19 protein-coding genes are annotated in these 21,207 nt (G+C 72.6%); 15 read left to right on the forward strand and 4 right to left on the reverse strand.

The window, feature by feature from the left end; translation table 11 throughout:
* Nucleotides 1-5: 5 nt before the first annotated feature.
* The 3 genes from MED01_RS14720 to MED01_RS14730 form a co-directional block, all read right to left on the reverse strand.
* Complete coding sequence (locus MED01_RS14720) at nt 6-1,400, reverse strand: dihydrolipoyl dehydrogenase family protein (protein ID WP_238669129.1); 1,395 nt, start codon at nt 1,398-1,400, stop codon at nt 6-8.
* Between the two features lie 237 nt (nt 1,401-1,637).
* Nucleotides 1,638-3,365, reverse strand: coding sequence for a coiled-coil domain-containing protein (locus MED01_RS14725; RefSeq protein WP_238669130.1), 1,728 nt, complete (start codon nt 3,363-3,365; stop codon nt 1,638-1,640).
* A gap of 245 nt (nt 3,366-3,610) precedes the next feature.
* On the reverse strand, nt 3,611-5,185 hold the full coding sequence (locus MED01_RS14730) for a bifunctional NAD(P)/FAD-dependent oxidoreductase/class I SAM-dependent methyltransferase (protein ID WP_238669131.1): 1,575 nt from the start codon (nt 5,183-5,185) through the stop codon (nt 3,611-3,613).
* Between the two features lie 78 nt (nt 5,186-5,263).
* Between MED01_RS14730 and MED01_RS14735 the strand changes: the two genes are divergently transcribed.
* The 3 genes from MED01_RS14735 to MED01_RS36105 are packed head-to-tail and all read left to right on the forward strand — an operon-like array spanning nt 5,264 to nt 8,339.
* On the forward strand, nt 5,264-5,860 hold the full coding sequence (locus MED01_RS14735; RefSeq protein ID WP_112589922.1) for a helix-turn-helix domain-containing protein: 597 nt from the start codon (nt 5,264-5,266) through the stop codon (nt 5,858-5,860).
* A 55-nt stretch (nt 5,861-5,915) separates the two neighbouring features.
* Nucleotides 5,916-6,779: an alpha/beta hydrolase gene (locus MED01_RS14740; RefSeq protein WP_238669132.1), complete on the forward strand. Its 864-nt coding sequence runs from the start codon at nt 5,916-5,918 to the stop codon at nt 6,777-6,779.
* A gap of 9 nt (nt 6,780-6,788) precedes the next feature.
* A complete protein-coding gene (locus tag MED01_RS36105; RefSeq protein ID WP_308193476.1) occupies nt 6,789-8,339 on the forward strand; it encodes a hypothetical protein in 1,551 nt (516 codons plus the stop codon).
* Nucleotides 8,340-8,485: 146 nt separating this feature from the next.
* Here the strand turns inward: MED01_RS36105 and argJ are convergent, their stop codons facing one another.
* Nucleotides 8,486-9,634 carry a bifunctional glutamate N-acetyltransferase/amino-acid acetyltransferase ArgJ gene (gene argJ / locus MED01_RS14750; protein WP_238669133.1) on the reverse strand — a complete coding sequence of 383 codons (1,149 nt, stop codon included), beginning with the start codon at nt 9,632-9,634 and terminating at the stop codon, nt 8,486-8,488.
* Nucleotides 9,635-10,070: 436 nt separating this feature from the next.
* Between argJ and MED01_RS14755 the strand changes: the two genes are divergently transcribed.
* From MED01_RS14755 to MED01_RS14810, 12 genes are all read left to right on the forward strand, one after another.
* On the forward strand, nt 10,071-11,054 hold the full coding sequence (locus MED01_RS14755) for a zinc-dependent alcohol dehydrogenase (RefSeq protein ID WP_238669134.1): 984 nt from the start codon (nt 10,071-10,073) through the stop codon (nt 11,052-11,054).
* 2 nt (nt 11,055-11,056) lie between these two features.
* A complete protein-coding gene (locus MED01_RS14760; RefSeq protein WP_238669195.1) occupies nt 11,057-11,455 on the forward strand; it encodes a 6-pyruvoyl trahydropterin synthase family protein in 399 nt (132 codons plus the stop codon).
* Nucleotides 11,452-12,498, forward strand: a complete 1,047-nt coding sequence (locus MED01_RS14765) for a glycosyltransferase family 4 protein (protein WP_238669135.1) — start codon at nt 11,452-11,454, stop codon at nt 12,496-12,498. The genes MED01_RS14760 and MED01_RS14765 overlap by 4 nt, the downstream gene beginning before the upstream one ends.
* Nucleotides 12,495-13,313, forward strand: a complete 819-nt coding sequence (locus tag MED01_RS14770) for a class I SAM-dependent methyltransferase (protein WP_238669136.1) — start codon at nt 12,495-12,497, stop codon at nt 13,311-13,313. The genes MED01_RS14765 and MED01_RS14770 overlap by 4 nt, the downstream gene beginning before the upstream one ends.
* A gap of 66 nt (nt 13,314-13,379) precedes the next feature.
* A complete protein-coding gene (locus MED01_RS14775) occupies nt 13,380-14,318 on the forward strand; it encodes a lysylphosphatidylglycerol synthase transmembrane domain-containing protein (protein WP_238669137.1) in 939 nt (312 codons plus the stop codon).
* A 58-nt stretch (nt 14,319-14,376) separates the two neighbouring features.
* Nucleotides 14,377-15,078 carry a GTP cyclohydrolase II gene (locus tag MED01_RS14780; RefSeq protein WP_238669138.1) on the forward strand — a complete coding sequence of 234 codons (702 nt, stop codon included), beginning with the start codon at nt 14,377-14,379 and terminating at the stop codon, nt 15,076-15,078.
* Nucleotides 15,075-15,800 (forward strand): RibD family protein, encoded by a 726-nt coding sequence (locus MED01_RS14785; protein WP_238669139.1) that lies wholly within the window; start codon nt 15,075-15,077, stop codon nt 15,798-15,800. The genes MED01_RS14780 and MED01_RS14785 overlap by 4 nt, the downstream gene beginning before the upstream one ends.
* 119 nt (nt 15,801-15,919) lie before the next feature.
* Nucleotides 15,920-16,471, forward strand: coding sequence for a DinB family protein (locus tag MED01_RS14790; protein ID WP_238669140.1), 552 nt, complete (start codon nt 15,920-15,922; stop codon nt 16,469-16,471).
* 42 nt (nt 16,472-16,513) lie between these two features.
* Nucleotides 16,514-17,326, forward strand: coding sequence for a TetR/AcrR family transcriptional regulator (locus MED01_RS14795; RefSeq protein WP_238669141.1), 813 nt, complete (start codon nt 16,514-16,516; stop codon nt 17,324-17,326).
* A gap of 10 nt (nt 17,327-17,336) precedes the next feature.
* Nucleotides 17,337-17,795, forward strand: coding sequence for a GNAT family N-acetyltransferase (locus MED01_RS14800; RefSeq protein WP_238669142.1), 459 nt, complete (start codon nt 17,337-17,339; stop codon nt 17,793-17,795).
* Nucleotides 17,796-17,897: 102 nt separating this feature from the next.
* A complete protein-coding gene (locus tag MED01_RS14805) occupies nt 17,898-20,588 on the forward strand; it encodes an Hsp70 family protein (protein ID WP_238669143.1) in 2,691 nt (896 codons plus the stop codon).
* 37 nt (nt 20,589-20,625) lie between these two features.
* Entirely contained in the window at nt 20,626-21,198 is a 573-nt protein-coding gene (locus MED01_RS14810) for a nucleosidase (protein ID WP_238669144.1), read from the forward strand.
* Nucleotides 21,199-21,207 lie beyond the last annotated feature (9 nt).

Below are 21,207 nucleotides of genomic sequence, written 5' to 3' on the forward strand. Positions count from 1 at the left end.
GGCGCTCAGCGGACCGGGCTGGACTTCAGCGAGGCGAAGAGCAGGTTGAGACCCTCGGTCATTGTCGGGTGGGTGATGACAGCGTCCCGCAGGGCGGTCCACGGCATCCCGGCGAGCATGGCCAGCTGCACCGACGTGATCACCTCGCCGGCCTCGGCGCCGAGCAACGCCGCACCGAGGATCCGGTCGCTGCTGGTGTCGATGACCGCCTTCCACATGCCCTGGGTCTGGCGCAGGGTGCGGGCCCGGGGGATGGCGGCGACCGGCAGGTGGGCGACCTGGATGTCGTACCCGGCGCGGCGCGCCTCGGTCTCGGTCAGCCCGACCCGCGCCAGCTCCGGTGTGGTGAAGACGGTGTACGGGATCAGCCGGTCGGCGGTGCTGCGCTGGCCTCCAGCGAGGTTCGCGCGGATGATCCGGTAGTCGTCCAACGAGACGTGGGTGAACTGCGGGCTGCCGGCGACGTCCCCGGCCGCCCAGGTGCGCTCGGCGCTGGTACGCAGGTGCTCGTCGACGTCCACGAAGCCCCGCTCGCTCAGCCGTACGCCGGCCACGTCCAGGCCGAGCCCGTCGGTGACCGGTTCCCGGCCGGCCGCCACCAGCACGTCGTCCCCGACCACCACGCTGCCGTCGTCCAGCGTCACCCGGAGCGCGCCGTCGGCGTCCCGGTCGACCCGTGCGACAGCCACACCCACCCGTACGTCGATGCCGTCGTCGAGGAAGACGCGCATCACCGCGTCGCTGATGTCGGGGTCCTCGCGGGTGAGCAGCCGTGGACCGCCCTCGACCAGCGTCACCGCGTTGCCGAACATCGCGAACATCTGCGCGAACTCCACCCCGACGGTGCCGCCGCCGAGCACCACCAGCCGGGCCGGCAGCCGGTCCAGGCGCAGCAACTCGTCGCTGGTGAGCACTCCGGCCTCGGCCATCCCGGGCACCGACGGCAGATGGGGGCGGGTGCCCGTGTTGATCACCACGTCGCTGCCGCGCAGCAGCCGCTCGCCGCCGTCGGCGAGTGCCACCCGTACGGTCCGGGGGGCGATGAACCGGGCCTCGCCGATCACCAGGTGCAGACCGGAGTCGAGGAACTGCTGCCGGTTGGCGGCGACCATTCCCTCCACCACGTCCTGCTTGTGCGCGCGCAACAGGTCGATGTCGACCCGGCCGCCCTCCACCGCCAGGCCGAGCGCCGACGCGTCCCGCAGTTGGCGGGCGGCCCGCGCGCTGGTCACCAGCGCCTTCGTCGGGATGCACGCGACGTTGATGCAGCTGCCGCCGATCATGCCGCGCTCGACCATGGCGACCCGCTGACCGGAGCGGGCGACGTCCATGCTCAGCGTCTTGCCGGCCTTGCCGCCACCGACGACGAGAAGGTCGAACTCCTCCGGTTGGTCGGTCACCGGGCGCTCCTCTCGGTCACCGGCTAGGCCGGCGGCCACCGCTGGTGCGCGGCGGCCAGCCCAGCCTGCCAGCTCAACCGGCTACGGCGACCCGCTTCCGTGCAGAATCCGCCCGGACCACCCTCATCCCGCGATCTTGCACTTACTGTGCCGACGTAAGGGGGCATTTCCGCGCATCTGGGCAACCGAAACTGCAAGATCGGCGCGGGCGGGGCCGGGGTGCAACCACGGGTGAGGTCAGTGGCGGGCGGCGCCGTTCTCGCTGACCGGCTGCCCGAAGGCCAGGAACGGCACTGGCGTCGGTGCGTCAGTGCCGATGTGCCGGGGGAAGGTCCGCTCGGCGTCGTCGGCGCCAACCTCGCGGGCCGCCGTAGGTTCGGACGTCGTCGACTCGTCCGCCGCCCCCGGTGCGTCCGCATGCTCGCCGTTCGCCTGCTCCGCCGGTGCCCGGTCGCCGTTCGCCTGCTCGGCCGGGGCCTGGTCGCCATTGGCCTGTTCCACAGGGGTCAGGTCGGCGTAGCGGTTCTCGACCGGGGTGCGGTCGACGGGCGCGGGGCGGAGCGGGGCGCGATCGGCGTCCGCATCGTCCACCGTGGGGCGCTCGGCGGAGTACCTGTCGACGCCGACGCGGTCGACGGTGAGCCGCTCGACGCCCACCCGCTCCGGGGCGGGCCGGTCGGCGTTGGAGCGGGAACCCACCATCGGGTACTCGGCGGTCTCCGTACCGCCGGCTGCCGCGGCCATGACCGCCGCGGCGGCGAGGTCGGCCACCCGCTTCGCCTCCCGCTGAACGCGGGCGCGGACCTCCTTGGCGTGCCGCTCGGCGGAGTCCCCGGCCCGCCGGGCCTCGTCCAACCGGGCACTTTCGGCGGTCAGGTCCCGACGGACCTCACTGAGTCGCTGCTGCATCCGGGACAGCTCGTTCTCCAGCGTCTCGCCCTCCTGGCGGATCTCGGCGAGCTGCTGGCGGCCGGTGTCCAGCTCGGCGTTCAGGTCAGCGGCCTCCTGCCGGCGCTCGTCAAGCTCCTTCTGCAGGGCGGCGAGCTGCTGCTGATGGCTGGCGGCCTGCTCGTCGGCGCGGTTGCGCAGCTCGGTCACGTGCTGCTGCGCCTCGGCGAGCAGCGCCGCGATCTGCTGCTCGGTCGCGCTGCGCTGCTCGGCCAGCTCCTGCTCGGCGGCGGCCTGCTGTTCGGCGATGTCCTGCTCGGCGGCGGTACGCCGCTCGTTGACCTCTCGCTCCACGCTGGCCTGCCACTGGGCCATCTCCTGCTGGTGCTTGGAGCGGGTCGACTGGAGTTCCTGCTGGATCTGGGTACGGGCCGACTTCATGAGCGCGTCGGCGGCCACCCGGGTCTGGTTGAGCTGCTGCGCGCTCTGCTCGGTGATCCGCTTGGCCTCGGCCTGGGCGCGCTCGTGCGCTGCCTCACCGTCGGCCCGCAACTGCTCGGCGTGCTCGCGGATCGCTGTCAGTTCCGCCTCGGCCAGGGTGCGCCGCTCCTCGTGCGCCTGCTCCTGCTCGGCCCGTCGGGCGGCCAGCTCCTCGGCCAGATCCTGACGTGCCTGCGCGGCCCTTTCACGGGTGTCGGCGAGGATCCGCTCGGACTCGCTGCGCAGCTCGTTGGCCCGGTCGGTGGCCGACTCGGTGATGATGCCGGCCTGCTTCTCGGCGAGCGCCATGATCTCGCCGACCATCGGGCCCAGATCGTGGAACGAAGCGCGGTCCACCTGCACGGGTTGCTCCTGAAGCTCAGCCAGTTCGGCACGCAGCCGCTGCACCTCGGCGGTCAGTTCACGGACGCGGACGGCGGAGCGCCCGTGCTCTCCGCTCAGCATCGCGATCTGGCCGTCGAGCTGCTCCAGGTGCCGGTCCACCTGGCGTTTGTCGTATCCGCGCAGGGCGAGCTCGAAGCTCGGCCGGGAGGCCGCATCGTCGCGTGCTGCGTGCGGCTCAGCGCCGATGGACATGCACCATCCTCCGTACGATCGGGGCGTCAGGGTCGGCGGTCGCCTGCCCCACTGGCCGTCAGTGTGGCGCAACGCTACCGCCGAGCGGACCTCATGCGAAGTCCTGCCCCACCACCTCTCACGTTGCCGTCCCGTGTGCCAGTGTTCCCGCGCCGATCATGGAGTCGTGGTGCCGGAACTGTGGTGCTCCGCCACCTTTGTCATCCACCACAACTCCATGATCGACGCCTGTCGGTGGTGCGAGGTCAGCGTCGGCGGGCGACCAGTACCGCGTCGTGGAGGGTGATGTCCTCACCGTTCTGGTCGGTGGCGAGGCGGGAGCGTTCCTCAGCCGCCAGCACCTCCCACTGGGCCGGCGCCAGATCGGCGGCCACGTCCTGCGCGGTGTACATCATGTCCGGCATGTGCATCCGGTGCGCCGACCCCCACAGATCCGACGGGTGGTGCCCGACGATCAGCAGAACGCCGCCGGGTGCCACTGCGGCGGCCAGCCGGCCGAACAACTCCCGCCGCTCCGTCGGTGGCAGGTGCATGAACTGCGCGGACACCAGGTCGTACGCCTCCTCGGTGGGCGGCTTCTCCCGTAGGTCGGCGTGGGTGAACTCGATCCGGTCGCCCACGCCGGCGGTCTCGGCGTGTGCGGCGGCCCGGCTCAACGCGGTGGTGGAGATGTCCACCGCCGTCACCTGCCAGCCGCGCTCGGCCAACCACACCGCGTCGGCACCCTCGCCGCTGCCCACGTCCAGGGCGCGCCCCGGGGCCAGGTCGGTGACCTCGGCGACCAGTTGCGGGTTGGGCCGGCCACTCCAGACCGAGGGGCGGGACTGGTAGCGCTCCTCCCACGCCGGTTCCTCGAACGTCGTGGCCACCAACTCCCGGTACGCGGCCACCGCGTCGCGGGTCTCCTCGGCGATGAGATCGGCGTTGATCGCCGCCGCCGCGTTCAGGCCGGCCCCGGCGGACGTGATCACCTGACCGCGGATGTCGGCCACGTTGCCCGCGACCCAGACACCACTGATGGTGGTCGCGCCGGTGGCGTCGGTCGGGATCTGGGCGCCGATGACGTGCTCACCCATCGTCACCTCCTCCGGGGCCAGACCCAACCCCACCAGCATGTCGGCGCGGGGAGTCACCCGCGTCGCCACCACTATCGCGTCGAGCGCCACCACCCGGCCGTCGGCGAGCCGTACACCGGTCAGCGCGTCGTCGGTCACCTCCACAGCGGCGACCGGGCCGGGCACCACCGCGATGCTGCGGGCGGCGAGCCGCTCGGCGGTCTCCGCGTCCGGCGCCGGGGCGTCGTGCAGGAGGAGCAGCACGCTGGAACTCCACTGTCGCCACATCTCGGCCTGGTGCACGCTCAGCGGGCTGGTCGCCAGGACGCCGATCCGGCGGTCCCGAACCTCCCAGCCGTGGCAGTACGGGCAGTGCAGCACGTCGCGACCCCACCGCTCGGCGAGGCCGGGCACGTCGGGCAGTTCGTCGGTCAGGCCGGTGGTCACCAGCAGCCGGCGGGCCCGCACCGATTCCCCGCCGTCGAGGCTCAGCCGGAACCCGTCGTCGTCCCGGGTCGCGGCCTGCACCCGTCCGGTGCGGAACTGCCCGCCATACCCCGCCACCTCGGCCCGGCCGATCGCGAGCAGCTCGCCCGGCGGCGTCCCCTCCCGGCCGAGGTAGTTGTGTATCCGGTCGGCCGGCGCGTTGCGCGGCTCACCGGAGTCGATCACCAGTACCGAGCGTCGGGCCCGGCTCAGCGCCAGGGCTCCGCTGAGCCCTGCGGCACCGCCACCCACCACCACCACGTCATATGTCTCGTCCACCGGTATATCTCCCTCTTGCTCTGTCGGCTGCGCCCACCATCCGTCGCCGTCGGCAAGGTGGCAACTATCCTTGCCGTTATGGCAAACGAGGACAGCGCCGCGCTGGCGGCCGTCGGCCCCCGGCTGCGTGCCCTGCGTCACCAACGCGGGACCACGCTGACCCAGCTCGCCGACCTGACCGGCATCTCGGTGAGCACCCTGTCCCGGCTGGAGTCGGGTAGTCGTCGCCCCACCCTGGAGTTACTGCTCCCGCTGGCGAGGGCCTACCAGGTGGCGCTGGACGAACTGGTCGACGCCCCCGCCACCGGCGACCCCCGGGTACGCCCCAAACCGATAGTCATCCACGGCGTGACGTACCTGCCGCTGACCCGCCGGCCGGGCGGTGTCCAGGCGTTCAAGCAGATCTTCCCGCCGGACCCGTCCGCCGGGGGCCGAATCCCGCAGGCCCACGAGGGGTACGAGTGGCTCTACGTGCTCTCCGGCCGGCTACGCCTGCTGCTCGGCGACCGTGATCTCACGCTGACCCCGGGGGAGGTGGCCGAGTTCGACACGCGCATTCCGCACCTCTTCTTCAACCCCGGCCCCGGCACCGCGGAGGCCCTCAGTCTCTTCGGGCCGCAGGGGGAGCGACTGCACGTCCGCGCCCGCCCCGCCACGCCCGACAAGCAGCAGTGATCAGCTCGGCTTCCGTGAGCGGGTACGCCGGGACCGTCGGTGCGAAGATGGCCTGATGATCGATGCGGCATCCCGAGGCTCGACCGACCGGACCGAGCACCGCGACATCGTCGTCAACGAGGTCCCGGGCTTCCGCCCGCTGACGTTGGACATTGCCGTGCCGGTGGCGGCGCCCCAACCGGCCCCGGTCCTGGTGTGGATCCACGGGGGCGCCTGGCTGTTCGGCTCGCCCAAACACCCGGCGGACTGGCTGATGGAGGTGGACCCGTTCACCGCCGCCATCAGTGCCGGGTTCGCTGTCGCCTCCGCCCAGTACCGGCTCAGCGGCGAGGCGCACTTCCCGGCCCAACTCGACGACGTCAAGGCGGCGGTGCGCTGGCTGCGCCGACACGGCGACACGGTGGGCGTGGACCGCGAGCGGATCGGGGTGTGGGGTGAGTCGGCTGGTGGACACCTGGCCTCGATGCTCGCGCTGACCTGCGACGACCAGGACGACAGCCGCGTCGAGGCGGCGGTCTGCTGGTACGCGCCGTCGAACCTGTTGACCATGCAGTCGCAGGCACACCCGGCCGGAACGATCGACCACGACGCCGCCGACTCGCCGGAGTCGCTGCTGATCGGCGCCCCGTTGGCGGACAACCCGGGCCTGGGCCGGGCGGCCAGCCCGATCACCCACGTCACCGACCAGGCCCCACCCATGCTGCTGATCCACGGCGACCAGGACCTGGTCGTACCGGTGGGGCAGAGCGAGGAGCTGGCCGCGGCGTTGACCGCGGCGGGCGCCGATGTCGAGTTGTCGGTGGTGCGGGGGGCCGACCACTGCTTCGCCGGAGTGCCGGTGGAGCCGCTGATCCGCGACACCCTGGCGTTCTTCACCCGGGTCCTCGCCCCCGACACCGGGGCGCTGCCGCCTCACTAGGGTGACCCGGTGACCGCCTACGACGTCGCCGCCCAACTGCCCGACATCGACCTGCTGCGGCAGCGCTGCAAGGCGTTGGCCGTGCTCGAGCGCATCATCGACGGCGGTGAGCCCTACTACGCCTACACCTCGAACTGGGGCGGGGACGAGGCGGCGTCGATGAGCAACGGCAGCGGCGACGAGTGGGCCGTCGTGTTCACCGCCGACGGTGCCTTCATCCGACTCTTCGACCACGAGTCGGCGATGTCGCCGTACCGCCACCCGGACCACGAGCTGTGGCCGGGCCTGGTCGACGGTGTTCCGGAGGTCCTGCGTCCACACGTGACGGAACCCGCCTTCTGCGACGAGGACGGGCAACTCGTCGCGACGACGGTGCTGTGGCGGCTGGCGGAGGACGATCGCTGGCACGCCGGTGACGGCATCGCCTTCCCACCACCAAGGCCGTACGACGACAACGGCCCGGACGGGTCAGGGCTGCTCGACATCCTGCTCGACGACATCGTCGACCGCTTCGTCGAGTTCGCCGTCGACTACTACGAGATGACGGTGGACCGGGCGGCGGTCGAGCACATCGTTGCCCATCGACCGCTCACCGACACCGTGACAAGGGCAGTGAATCCGCAGCTCAGCGTCGCCGACCTGCGGGTGGACCTCACCGAGATCGGCTACCCGATCGCCGTGGGCGACGCCGCGACGGTAGAGATCCGACCTGATGGCGCGTTCTCCGTGAACAGCGTGGGGCTGGACGGCGCGCCCTTCCCGTTGAGCTTCAACGTTTGCGAGAAGGGCGGCTCCTGGATGGTGACCGCGACCGCGGCGAAGGCCGCCGAGCTGGCTGATGTGCTCATGTTCGCCGGCAACGACACCATCATGGTCGTCGGCCTGGATACCAACAGCTTCCTGGACGAGGACTATCAGCAGTGGCGGCCGTCGCGGATCGCTGCGGAGCAGGGCGTCAGCTTCGAGGTGCACCAGGTCGGTGCGCTGACGGCCGGGGTCGTCGGCCTCAGCGAAGAGGCCCTGCTGATCGGCCGGGAGCAGCTGCCCCGGTTCCTGGCCGGCTGGTACCCCTACGAGCTGACACTCGTCGACGTGCCGGGTACGCCTTCCGCCGCGCGGGTCGACGAGATGATCGTGGTCATCGGAACGGCCACGTACGACAAGCCGGTCCTACCCGCGCTGGCAGGTTCACGCCTGCTGTTCTCCGGGCACGACGACTGCTACGTGGTTGTCGAGACGACGGACCGCGCGGTGCCCGCGGCGGTCCTCGGTCGGCTCCTGGCCCTGTTGGTCGGCTCGGCGCTCGTCGACACCACAGTGGTGGCGGTGACGACGCCCGACGTCGAGACCGTGCAGCGGCTGATCGAGCAGAGCCGGCACTGGGTCGGCGAGTTGGGTGCCGCGACACCGGGCTCGGTGACTGTCGATCTGCACGCCACGTCCGAATCGTGGCGGCTCGGCCAGCCGGTCCCGAAGCAGGTCGACCGCCGGATGGTCTACGACGTCGCGAGCAGGGCCTGGCGGTCGACCGAGGTGGTCGCGCCGCTCCCGAATCGGTGACGTCGACAGTCGTGGTCGTGGGGTGACGTGCCGCGAGGGCCGGACCGGTTCCCCTCCGGTTCCGGCTGGCATCCCGCTGACCCGCACGGCTCGGCTCCGAACGTCCGGGCGGTACCTCGGGGGGTACCGCCCGGATGCATCGGCGCTCAGGTGGTGTAGTCAGCGTTGATCCGGATGTATCCGTCAGTGAGGTCGCACCCGTACACGGTGAAAGCGTCGGCGCCGATCCCCAGGTCCACCTCGATCACCACGTCCTCGCCTTCGAGGTGGCGCCGCAGCCGAACCAGGGTCTCCTCAGTGGCCGGTGTCGGATAGACCTCGATACCGCCGAAGCCGATCCGTACCCGTTGCTGGTCGATGTCCTCGTCGTCCTCGCACTTGCCGACCGCCATGGCCACCCGGCCCCAGTTCGGGTCCGCGCCGTGCACTGCCGTCTTCACCAGCGGTGAGTTGACGATGGCCTTGCCGACCCGCTTGGCCTGCTGGCCGTCCCGTGCGCCGCTGACCCGTACCTCGATGAGTTTGCTGGCGCCCTCCCCGTCGCGGGCGACCATCCGCACCAGATCCAGTGCGACCGTGTACAACGCCTGCTCGAAGTCGTCCAGATCCACCGGCCCGGCCAGGCCGTTGGCGAAGACGGCCGCTGTGTCGCTGGTGGAGGTGTCGGTGTCAATGCTGACCGCGTTGAAGGTGCGAGCGATAACCGACCGGAACACCCGGTCCAGGTCGACCGGCTCGATGCGCGCGTCCGTACAGAAGAACGTCAACAGGGTGGCCATGTTCGGTTCGATCATGCCGACGCCCTTCGCGACACCGACGATGCTCGCCGCTCCGCAGCTGGCCCGTACCACCTTGGGCGTGGTGTCGGTGGTCATGATCGCCCGTGCGACGCGGTCGAAGTCGGCAGGCGGAAAGGGCCACCGAAGCTCGGCCAGGCGCTGTCGCACCCGCGGCATCGGATACTGCTTCCCGATCACCCCGGTCGACGCGATGAGCAGCTCGTCGTCGTCCAGGCCGACGGCGCGAGCCACGATGGACCGCACCTCGCGGGCGTTCTCCAGCCCTTCCTTGCCGGTGGCCACGTTCGCGTTGCGGGAGAGCACCACGACGCCACGGGCCGACGACGCCGACGCCGCCGAACGGCTGAGCACGACGCTGGGGCCGGCGAACCGGGAGCGGGTGAACACCGCGGCGCTGACCGCGGGCACCTCGGAGACCAGGGCGGTGAAGTCGTCCTCGTCCTCCTTGAGCCCGGCGTTCGCGACCACCGCGCGGAACCCCTGCGGAACGATCATGTCCTGCTCCATCCTTCTCGTCTCGGCCCGGTTCTGGCCCGCGAATTCCGCAGCGGGCGACGTCTAGGCTCACACCAGCCCGGACACCCGTGACCTGCCGGTCACCACACCGGAGCACCGGGGGAGCGGACCTCCGGACGTCGGCGCGGCGCACACCGAAACCCGCCGATGGGCAGCCGCAGCGGCCCGCCCTTCGTGACCCAACGTATCAATGAGGTAGCTATCCGACGGACGCCCGCCCGGAGCGTCCCACGGCGGTCCGCCGCACCGTGGCCAGACCGGACGACCTCGGAGCGAGGCAGGCCGGAATGGCGGTCCTGCCGGGCGAGCTTCGAACTGTGCGCACCGAACTTCCGTGTTTATGATCGACAACCCCCGACCGGGGATCCGACCTGGCCGATCGATTCGGCCCGGAGCAGAGCTGAGGTGCGCGACGGTGATCCGCGAGGCGTACGCCTGCTGGGTGCGCGAACCCGGGGTGGCCGAGATCCGGCCGGTGTCGCTGACCACCCCTGGCCCCGACGAGGTGCTGGTTCGGACCCGTTACTCAGGGGTCAGCCGGGGCACCGAGACGCTGGTCTTCGCCGGCCGGGTGCCCGCCGACCAGTACGCCACCATGCGCGCGCCGTTTCAGGAGGGCGAGTTCCCCGGCCCGGTGAAGTACGGCTACCTGAGCGTCGGCGTGGTCGAGCAGGGCCCGCCGGAGCTGCTCGGACGGACGGTGTTCTGTCTGCACCCGCACCAGAGCGCCTACGTCGTGCCGGTGAGTGCCGTGGTGCCGGTGCCGGAGGGGGTGCCGGCCGCCCGAGCGGTGCTCGCCGGCACTGTGGAGACCGCCGTCAACGCGCTCTGGGACGCGGCGCCGCTGGTCGGCGACCGGGTCACGGTGATCGGCGCGGGCATGGTGGGCTGCTGCGTCGCGGCGCTTCTGGCCCGGTTCCCCGGCGTGCACGTCGAGCTGGTCGACACCGACGCGCGCAGGGCCGGCGTCGCCGGGGCCCTCGGCGTCGACTTCGCCAACCCGGCCGACGCCCGTGGTGACCGGGACCTGGTCGTGCACGCCAGCGCCACCGCCGCCGGCCTGCAACAGTCGCTGGACCTGCTCGCCCCGGAGGGCACCGTCATCGAGCTGAGCTGGTACGGCGACCGCCCGGTGCAGGTGTCACTGGGCGGCGCGTTCCACTCCGGTCGACTCAGCGTGCGCAGCAGCCAGGTCGGCATGGTGGCACCCGCCCGACGGGGACGGCGCAGTTACACCGACCGACTGGCGCTCGCCCTGGACCTGCTCGACGACCCGGCCTTCGACGCGTTGATCACCGGCGCGTCGCGCTTCGCGGAGCTGCCCGACGTGCTCGACAGACTGACCTCGGGCGACCTGCCCGCGCTCTGCCACCTCATTACCTACGAAGACGGAGAGTGACAGTGTTCAGCGTGACAGTTCGGGACCACATGATGATCGCCCACAGTTTCCGAGGCGAGGTGTTCGGGCCCGCCCAACGGCTGCACGGCGCGACGTTCGTGGTGGACGCGACGTTCCGCCGGCCGGACCTGGACGGCGACGGGATCGTGGTGGACATCGGCCTGGCCACCGAGCAGCTGCGGGCCGTGCTGAGCGAGCTGACGTACCGCAACCTCGACGACGAGGCGGCCTTCGCCGGGGTGAACACCACCACCGAGGTGCTGGCCCGTACCGTCGCGGACCGGCTGGTCGAGCGGGTGCACGCCGGTGAGCTGGGCGCGGGGGCGCGCGACCTGAGCGGCATCACTGTCACCCTGCACGAGTCGCACATCGCCTGGGCGAGCTACGAGCGGTCGTTGTGACCGATGCGGGCCGGGCGGTGCACGTCGTCCTGCCCGGTGACATCGACGACCTGGCCACGCCCAGCGGCGGCAACGCCTACGACCGGCGGATCTGCGCGGGGCTGGGCGAGCGCGGGTGGTCGGTGCACGAGCATCAGGTGCCCGGCGCGTGGCCGCACCCCGACCCGGCCGACATGGCGACGTTGGGCGGGGTGCTCGCCGCCGCCCCCGACGACGCCGTGGTGCTGATCGACGGCCTGGTCGCCTCGGCCGTACCGGACCTGCTCGTCCCGCACGCCAGTCGGCTGCGCCTGGTGATCCTGGTGCACCTGCCGCTCGACGACGAGCCGGAGGCCCGCGCCCTGGCCACCGCCCGCGCCGTCGTCACCACCAGCGTTTGGACATGCCGAGCCCTGCTGGCCCGCCACCCGGCCCTCGCCGGCCGGGTCCGGGCCGCGCCGCCCGGGGTGCGGCCCGCGCCGCCAGCGGCCGGCTCGGTGGCCGGCGACCGGTTGCTCTGCGTCGCGGCTGTCACCCACCACAAGGGGTACGACGTGCTGGTCGACGCGATGGCCACGCTGGTCGGCCGGCAGTGGACGATGGTCTGTGCGGGCACACTGGCCCGGGAACCGGACCTTGTGCACCGGCTGCGCGACCGGTTGACCGGAGCGGGCCTCACCGAGCGGGTGCGGCTGGTCGGCCCGCTGACCGGCGCCGCGTTGGACGACGCGTACGCCGCCGCCGACCTGCTGGTGCTGCCGTCGAGAGGCGAGACGTACGGCATGGTCGTCACCGAGGCGCTGGCCCGCGGCCTGCCGGTGTTGACCACCGCCGTGGGCGGGCTGCCGGAGGCGCTGGGTCACGCGCCCGGCGGTGAGCGCCCGGGACTGCTGGTCCCACCCGGTGACCCGGCGGCGCTGGCCGCCGCGCTGATCCGCTGGCTGGACGACGACGCGCTGCGCGCCCGGCTGCGGCGTGCCGCTCTCGCCCGGCGCGACACCCTGACCGACTGGCCGGTGACCACCGCGTTGCTGGCCGGCGTGCTGAAGGAGGTGGCGGAATGACCGCCGAGGAGACCCTGCCGTTCGCCGACTGGCTGCGGTTGCGTGAGCCGGCCGACGCGGCGGCACGCGCCGAGGACCTGCTCGATGCCGTCCGGGCCCGGCTGACCGGTGACGGCCCGACGGTGATCCACGACCTGGGCAGCGGCACCGGGTCGATGAGTCGTTGGCTGGCCGCCCGGCTACCCGGACCACAGCACTGGGTGCTGCACGACCGGGACGCCGACCTGCTGGCCCGTGCCGCCGAGGGCATGAGGGGGGTGACCGCCGCCGACGGCGCCCCGGTCACCGTCCACACCCGCTGCGGCGACCTCACCCGGCTGACCGCCGCCGATTTCGCCGACGGTTCCCTGGTCACCGCGTCCGCGCTGCTGGACATGCTCACCGCGGAGGAGATCGAACGGGTGGCGGCGGCCTGCGTCGGCCGACCCGCCCTGTTCGCCATCTCGGTGACCGGGCGGGTCCGGTTCACCCCGGCCGACCCGCTCGACGAGGCGGTCGAGGCCGCGTTCAACGACCACCAGCGGCGTACCGTCGAGGGCCGGCGGCTGCTCGGCCCGGATGCCGTCGCCGCCACCGCCGCCGCGTTCGTCCGGCGCGGCGTCGACGTGCGGGAACGGCCCAGCCCGTGGCGTCTCGGCCCGGAGCAGGCCGACCTGACCGCCGAATGGTTTCGAGGGTGGCTCGCGGCGGCCTGCGAGCAGCGCCCCGACCTGGCCGACCCCGCCCAGGCGTACGCCCGCCGTCGGTTGGATGACGCGGCGGCCGGACGACTCACAGTGCTTGTCGAACACACTGACCTCCTCGCCGGTGGATGAACCGTTCACGCCCTGGGTACGTGCACTAGGGCAAGTGGACGATCTTCAAAGGGGAGGCCGGCGCCGATGTTCTGGGCCTGGGCACGAGTGGTCGGCGGGGTGGGTCTGCTCGCCGTCCTGCTGTGGCAGGTGGGCAGCGGCCCGTTCCTCGCCGGAGTGCGACTGATCGACGCGCCGGCGTTGGCCGCGGCGCTGGTCATCGGGGTGCTCACCACCGTCTGCGCGGCGTGGCGGTGGAGCCTGGTCGCCGGCGGCCTCGGCGTACGCCTGCCACTGGCGACGGCTGTGGCGCACTGCTACCGGGCCGTGTTCCTCAACGCCACACTGCCTGGCGGGATGCTCGGCGACGTGCACCGGGCGGTACGCCACGGCCGCGACGCCGGTGACGTGAGCCGGGGCATCCGCGCGGTGGTCTGGGAGCGTGCCGCCGGGCAGGTGGTCCTGGTCGGGGTCGCGCTGGTGGTGCTCGCCGCCTTCCCGTCCCCGGTACGGCGGTACCTGCCGGTCGCCGCCGCGCTGCTCGTCGCCGGCGGGTTGGTCGTCGTGCTGGTGGCCAGGGTCCTTCCCAACGGTGGCGGGTCGCGTTGGGCGACGGCGCTGCGTACCGCCGTGGCGGACGTGCGGTCGGGGCTGCTGGCGCGGCGCACCTGGTTCGGTGTGCTGGTCGCCTCGGCCGTGATGGTCGCCGGTCACCTGGCCACCTTCCTGGTGGCGGCGCGCACCGCCGGATCGGACGCCCCGCTGTCCCGACTGCTGCCGTTGACGCTGCTCGCACTGCTCGCCATGGGCCTGCCGCTGAACGTGGCCGGCTTCGGTCCTCGCGAGGGGGTGGCAGCATGGGTGTTCGGTGCAGCCGGTCTCAGCGCGGCCGAGGGCGTCGCCACCGCCACCGTCTACGGTGCACTGGTGCTGGTGGCCAGCCTGCCCGGGGCCGCCGTGCTGCTGGCCCGGCGGCGTCGAACTCCGGTCGCCGCCCGGGAAGCCGCCTCCGGCGGCGGATGTTGAGTCGGTTGTGAGACGGTACGCGTCGCCGGACGACGGTGACGCCGGACGAAGGAGTCCCATGCCCGAAGCATTGCCGGTTGCCACGATCCGCACGCAGGTCACGGTGCCGCTGGCGTTTCCGGATGGCTACACCACCACCGCCCGGGTGTTCACCTTCAAGGGCCTGGTGGACGGTCGGGAGCACCTGGCCCTCGGCCTCGGCGACTGGGCGGGCGCCCTGGACCGGCTGGCCGCCGGGGGAGCAGCCCCGCTGGTCCGTCCGCACAGCGAGTGCCTGACCGGCGACGTGTTCGGCAGCCAACGCTGCGACTGCGGGCCGCAACTGCGCGAGGCGGTGCAGCGGATCGCCGAGACCGGCGGTTTCCTGCTCTACCTCCGGCAGGAGGGCCGTGGCATCGGCCTGTACGCCAAACTCGACGCGTACGCGTTGCAGGACGCCGGGTTGGACACCTACCAGGCCAACGTCGCGCTGGGCCGGGGCGAGGACGAGCGGGACTACACGGCCGCCGCGCAGATGCTGGCCACGTTGGGCGTGCCGCGGGTTCGACTGCTGAGCAGCAACCCGGACAAGGCCGAGCAGTTGACCCGGCTGGGCGTGGACGTTGTCGAACGGGTGCTCACCAGCGTCTTCCTCTCGCCGGCCAACGCCGACTACCTGGCTGCCAAGGCGGCCAAGGCGGCGGAGGTCGAGGCGGCCGAGGCGGTCGAGGCGGCGGATGTGCTCGCGGGTCGTGCTCCTGAGCGGCCCGTCTCCCGATGAGTTGGCGGCCGGGGCCGGCGCGGCCGTACGTGCTGCTGAGTTGTGCCGCCTCCATCGACGGGTACATCGACGACGCCTCCGAGCAGCGGTTACTGCTGTCCAACGAGGAGGACCTGGACCGCGTCGACGCGGTCCGGGCCAGCTGCGATGCCATCCTGGTCGGCGCCGGCACCGTCCGACGAGACGACCCTCGGCTGCTGGTGCGCTCCCCGAGTCGACGGGCCGAGCGGGTGGCGGCCGGTCGGCCGGCCTCGCCCACCAAGGTCACCCTGACCGCCCAGGGTGACCTCGATTCGACCGCCCGCTTCTTCACCGCCGGTGATTCGGCCCGGCTCGTGTACTGCGCCACGGGCGCGCTGGAGAAGACCGAGGAGCGGGTCGGCCGACTGGCCACAGTGATCGACGCGGGTGAGCCCGTCGACCCGGGGTGGATGCTGACCGACCTGGCCGCGCGGGGTGTTCAGCGGTTGATGGTGGAGGGCGGCGGGACGGTGCACGCGCAGTTCCTCGCCGCCGGTCTCGCCGACGAACTGCACCTGGTGGTCGCCCCGTTCTTCGTCGGCGACGGCCGGGCGCCCCGGTTCGTCGGCGAGGGTCGCTTCCCCTGGCACCCGGGCCGCCGCGCCCGCCTGGCCGAGGCCCGCCAGATCGGTGACGTGGTCCTGCTCCGTTACGCCCTCTCCGCCCGCTGCCCGGCCGACCCTGCCCGCCCTATCGGTTGATCATGGGTTTGGCGGGTGATTCGATTTCCGCGGAACCCGCCAACCCGGGATCACCCCGACCGCTGGGTGGGTGGGGTTATTTCGTGGACGGCAGTGCCGTGCCCCGACAGAATCTCCGGATGTCCGTAGCGCCCCTGGCCATCCTGCGCTCGCAGTTCGACCTGACGTGGTCGCTGTTCGAGTACCACCTTGAGCGACTCGATGCCGCTGACTTCCTCTGGGAGCCGGCCGACCACTGCTGGTCGGTGCGGCAGAGCACCGACGGCACGTGGACCCCGGACTGGGCCGACACCGAACCCGACCCGGTCCCGGTGCCGACGATCGGCTGGCTCACCTGGCACGTCGGCTGGTGGTGGACAGTGGCGATGGACCATCTCCGGGGTGGACCAGTCCGGCAGCGCACGGCCGTTGTCTGGCCCGGCCCGGGCGAGCCGAGTGTCGTCTGGCTGCGGGGCCTGCGCACCGAGTGGCTGGGTCTGCTCGACCAGCTCGGTGACAGCGACCTCGACCGCATCGCGACGTTCCCCTGGCCGGACGGGACCGACCACACGGTCACGCACACGGTCGGTTGGGTCAACTCGGAGCTGATGAAGAACGTCGCGGAGATCGGTCAGCTCCGGCTGCTCCGCGCCGCACGGACCGATCGGGGCGGCCCGGCTGCTCGCCCGTAGTACCTTCGTCACTGGCAGTGCCGTGACGAGGCTGGAGGCGGCGTGCTCAGTGTCCGGTGTGTCGAGTGCGAGGCGGAGCTGCCCGCCGGCGCCGGCCGGGGGCGCCCACGCCGCTACTGCTCCCGGCGCTGCCAGGCCCGCGCGTACCGCAGGCGTCGTGAGCACGGCCCCACCAGCACCCCGCGTCGATTGCCGGACCTGCCCGCGCCGACCGGCGGCGACCCGCGTCACCGGTTTGTCGCCCTCGCTGTCGAGCTGGCGGACGCCGGCGGCCTGGACGCCGTCTCCCTGCGGGTCCTCGCCCAACGCGCCGGCCTGCCCGCCCACGCCGTGTACCGGCACGTCCGGAACCGGGCCGACCTCCTCGCCGCCATGGCCGAGCAGATCACCGCGACCCGCCCGCCGGGCGCCGCGCCACTACCGCCTGATCCTCGACAACGGCTCGAACGGCTGGCCGAGGACGAGTGGGCGATGTACCGCCGCCATCCCTGGCTGCTGGCCATCCTCGCCACCGACCGACCGCCGACCGGGCCGGCGGTACTCGCCATGGTCGACCGGGTGGTCGCAGCGTTCAGCAGCGCCGGATACGACCCGGCCGAGGCGTTCCGTGCCTACCTGGCGCTCAGCGGCTACATCCAGGGCATGGCCCTGCTCATCCGGCGCGATCCCGTCGACAGCACCTACCACGCCTGGTGGTCGGCGACCCGCACCCGGCTGGAACGGACCGGTCGTACCCGCAACCGACAGTGGCTGGTCGCGGCCGGGCAGACCAGACCCGACACCGACCTGGACGCGTGGTTCCAGTTCGGCCTGCGCGGGCTGCTCGACGGCCTGTTGCGCGGCCCGTCTCGGTAGGGTTGCCGGCGTGCCGCGACTGGTGAAGGTCACGCAAGACAATGTGGATGCCGCGTGCCGGGTGAGCGTGCGGCCCGACCAGGAGAAATTCGCCTCTCCGGTCGCCTGGTCCCTCGCCGAGGCGTACGTGCAGCCCGAGATCGCGTGGCCGCGTCTGATCGTCGAGGATGACGAGATCGTCGGCTTCCTGATGGGCTTCTTCGACATCGTGTGGGATCCCGCCCACCCGGACGACAGGCGCTCGGGGCTGTGGCGGCTGAACATCGCCGCCGAGCACCAGGGTCGGGGGTATGGCCGCTTCGCGGTGCAGGCCGTCCGCGACGAGGCCCGCCAACGTGGGCACTACCGCGTCTACACGACCTGGAAGCCGGGGCCGGACGGCCCGGAGCGGTTCTACCTGAAACTCGGGTTCCAGCTGACCGGGGAGACCAGCGAGGACGAGGTGGTGGGCGTCCACTCCACCCACTGATCGGACGCCGTCGACCACCCCGGACCGAGTGATCAGCAGTGCGGCGGGGCCTGCGTACGATGCGGGGTCGAGTTCCCCTCGTCGCGGCGGAGGTATCGGGCAATGGCAGGCCAGCACGAGGGTTTCGCTCTCGGCATCGACCTCGGTACGTCCAACACGGTCGCGGTGCTGCGCTGGCCGGACGGGCGGACCCGTCCGCTGCTGATGGACGGTCAACCGCTCAGTCCGTCCGCTGTCTACGCCGACCCGGACGGCACCCTGCACACCGGCTGGGACGCGCGCCGGTTGGCGCAGGCCGACCCGGCCCGGTTCGAGGCGAACCCGAAGCGTCGGGTGGACGAGCCGACAGTGCAGCTCGGCGACCGCGCGTACCCGCCGGCCGACCTGCTCGCCGCGGTGCTGGCGACGGTCGGCCGCGCGGCGGTGGGCGCTGTGGGTTTCCTGCCGCCGGCCGTGGTGACCTGCCCGGCCGCCTGGGACGCGACGCGGCGGCAGGTCCTCGCCGACGCGCTGCTGCGGGCGGGCTGGCCGCAGGCGGCCGAGCACACCCTGGCCGGGCCGACGCCGCCGGGCACCCGGTTGCTGCGGGAGCCGGTGGCCGCCGCCCGCTACTACACGCAGGTGCTGCACCGTCCGGTGCCGGTCGGCGGGGCGATAGCGGTCTTCGACTTCGGTGGCGGGACGCTCGACGTCGCGGTGCTGCGCAACGAGGGCGCCGACCCCTGGGGGGACTCCGGCTTCAGCGTGGTCGCCGACGGTGGCCTGCCCGACCTGGGCGGCCTGGACCTCGACGCCGCGTTGGTGCGGCGGGTCGGTGAGTTGGTCGGGGAGCGGCACGCCGCGCAGTGGGCCCGGCTCACCCGGCCGGTGGATCCGGCACAGCGCCGCGACCAGGTCCGGCTCTGGGACGAGGTACGTGGTGCGAAGGAGACCCTGTCCCGGTCTGCTGTCGCCCCGGTGGCGATGCCGGGAGTGGCCGAGACGATCCAGCTGACCCGGGCGGACGTCGAGCGGGTGGCCACACCGCTGCTGCGCCGGGCGGTGCAGCGGGCCCGGGAGGTCATCGCCGCCGCCGGGCTGCGCCCCGATCAGCTCGACGGGCTGTTCCTCGTGGGCGGGTCGTCGCGAATCCCGCTGGTGGCCCGCATGCTGCACGCCGAGCTGGGGATCGCGCCGACGGTGCTGGACCAGCCCGAGTTGCCGGTGGCCGAGGGCGCCCTGACCGACCTGCCGCTGCGCAAGCCGCTGCCCGCCCCGGCGTACGCGGGATCGCCACTCGCACCACCCGCGCCTGCTCCGGTGAGCCCGCCGGCCCCGGCCGGAGCGCCCGCGCCGGTGGTACCGTCGCAGCCCTGGCCGGGATCCACCCCGCCGGCGGGCCCGCCCCCCGGGCCGGGCCTGGCTGGCGCCACCCCGACGCCACCTGTCGGTGCGACCCGCTGGCGGAGGGCGCGCTGGGTGGTGCTCGGCGCGGTGCTGGCCCTGGCCGGGGTGGCCACCGCGGCGACGCTCTACCTGACCCGGGACCGCTACCCGGATCTGGAGTTCGCCTCGCTGCGCGAGCTGTCCCGGCTGTCGGCCGGCGCCGAACGGCCGGTCGGCATGTGGACTGCGGTGCTCGACGACCGGGCCTACCTGGCGTTTCCGCTGCCCGACGACCGGCTCGAGGTGGTGGCCGTCGACGCGGGCAACGGCCGCGAGGTGTGGCGCGAGCAGACCGACGTGCGGGCCGACGACTGGGAGGCGATCATCGCCGTCCCCGGGGCGGTGGCGGTCCTCGCCGACGCACCGGGCGACAGCACCCCCCGACCGCTGGCCGTCCTCGACGGTCGTAGCGGCGAGCAGCGCTGGCAACGCGTTCTGCGTGGTGACGACGACGTCTACTTCAGCGACGACACGGCGGTGGTGGTGGACCGGGCCGCTGACGAACTGGTCGGCCTGCGCCTGACCAACGGCTCGGCGAAGTGGAAGCAGCCCAACCCCCGCGGCCAGTACGTCGGTGGCCGTACCGTGGTCCGGCCGGTCGGCACCGACGCGGCGGCGGGCGGGCCGGCCTTCCTCGACGGCACGCCCCGCAACCCGTGGGTGAGCAAGGGGCGGCGACTGGTGCAGGTGGGTGCGGACCGGTCGGTGCGGCTGCTCGACATGGCGTCCGGCGCGGTGCTGCGCCAGTGGGGCAGCGTCGCCGACCTCGACGACCTGGTGGTCGCCCACGAGGACCGCCTGTACGTGGCCGCCAACGAGGGTGGTTACCAGCTGCTCTCGTACGACCTGGGCTCCGACGCCGAGCCGGTGGTGCTGCACCGTTCCGGCAACGACGCGTTCCGCCCGAAGGAGCTGGTCGCCTGCGGTGAGCGGCGGGCCTGCCTGTTGCAGGTGCCGGACAATGACGTCGCGCGCACCGAGGTGGTCGCGGCCACCGAGGGCGAGCGCATGATCAGGTGGTCGGCGCCGGGCGTGACCGGCCTGGTCCCGTTGGGTGAGCAGGTGCTCGCCCAGCGGGAGTTGCCGGAGCCGACGGTCACCGTCTTCGACGCCGCCGGCGAGCCGGTGCTGCGGGACCGGGGCGGGGTGGCTGTCCGTCTGGACGCCGGCAATTTGCTGGTCTTCGCCAAGGCGCCCAGCGTGGTCGCTGACAACCGGGTGCTGGCCGGGGTGTGGGCCGAGTCCGGGGAGGTCGACGAGTTGGGTGAGCTGAAGGACGTGCGCAGCTCGTCCTGCTCGTGGAACACCCACGTGATCGCCTGCGGCGCGGAGAAGGACTTCGTGCTGTACCGCTTCTCCGACGACTGACGTCAACTGCCCACCGGTCGGCTCGTACGATGCTCCGGTGAATCTTCGAGGTACGGTCCGCGCCGATCGTCCGTTGGTGGTTCTTGCCGTGGGGGAGGAGGCCCGCTACCTGCCGCCCGAGCTGCCGGTCCTGCTCACCGGCATGGGCAAGGTGAACGCCGCCAGCGCGGTGGCAGCGGTGCTGGCCGCCGGGCCGCGCCCCACCCTGCTGCTCAACCTGGGTACGGCGGGCGCGTTGCGTCCCGGCTGGGCCGGCATCCACGAGGTCGCCACAGTTCTCCAGCACGACCTGGACACCGACCTGCTGCGCACGCTCACCGGCGAGACCTACGGGGCGCCGCTGTCGCTGGCCGCCGAGGGCGCGGTGCTGGCCACCGGTGACACCTTCGTGGCCGACGACGCGGAGCGGGACCGGTTGGCGCAGCGCGCCGACCTGGTCGACATGGAGGGGTACGCGGTGGCCTGGGCTGCGGCGCAGGCCGGCGTGCCGTGCCGGCTGGTCAAGCAGGTCAGCGACGAGGCGGGGGAGGGCGCGGCCCGGACCTGGCAGGAGTCGGTGGACGCGTGCGCCCGGGACCTGGCCGACTGGGCCGGTCGATACTTCGGCTGAGCCTGGCGG

This window comes from Micromonospora alfalfae (assembly GCF_022230925.1).
Taxonomy (GTDB): Bacteria; Actinomycetota; Actinomycetes; order Mycobacteriales; family Micromonosporaceae; genus Micromonospora; species Micromonospora alfalfae.

Excerpts from the sequence above, each read along its gene's own strand:
- MED01_RS14740 (WP_238669132.1), top strand. The coding sequence starts at position 5,916 with ATGATCGATGCGGCATCCCGAGGCTCGACCGACCGGACCGAGCACCGC.
- MED01_RS14725 (WP_238669130.1), bottom strand. The coding sequence starts at position 3,365 with ATGTCCATCGGCGCTGAGCCGCACGCAGCACGCGACGATGCGGCCTCC.
- argJ (WP_238669133.1), bottom strand. The coding sequence starts at position 9,634 with ATGATCGTTCCGCAGGGGTTCCGCGCGGTGGTCGCGAACGCCGGGCTC.
- MED01_RS14790 (WP_238669140.1), top strand. The coding sequence starts at position 15,920 with ATGTCCGTAGCGCCCCTGGCCATCCTGCGCTCGCAGTTCGACCTGACG.
- MED01_RS14785 (WP_238669139.1), top strand. The coding sequence starts at position 15,075 with ATGAGTTGGCGGCCGGGGCCGGCGCGGCCGTACGTGCTGCTGAGTTGT.
- MED01_RS14735 (WP_112589922.1), top strand. The coding sequence starts at position 5,264 with ATGGCAAACGAGGACAGCGCCGCGCTGGCGGCCGTCGGCCCCCGGCTG.
- MED01_RS14780 (WP_238669138.1), top strand. The coding sequence starts at position 14,377 with ATGCCCGAAGCATTGCCGGTTGCCACGATCCGCACGCAGGTCACGGTG.
- MED01_RS14805 (WP_238669143.1), top strand. The coding sequence starts at position 17,898 with ATGGCAGGCCAGCACGAGGGTTTCGCTCTCGGCATCGACCTCGGTACG.
- MED01_RS14770 (WP_238669136.1), top strand. The coding sequence starts at position 12,495 with ATGACCGCCGAGGAGACCCTGCCGTTCGCCGACTGGCTGCGGTTGCGT.
- MED01_RS14775 (WP_238669137.1), top strand. The coding sequence starts at position 13,380 with ATGTTCTGGGCCTGGGCACGAGTGGTCGGCGGGGTGGGTCTGCTCGCC.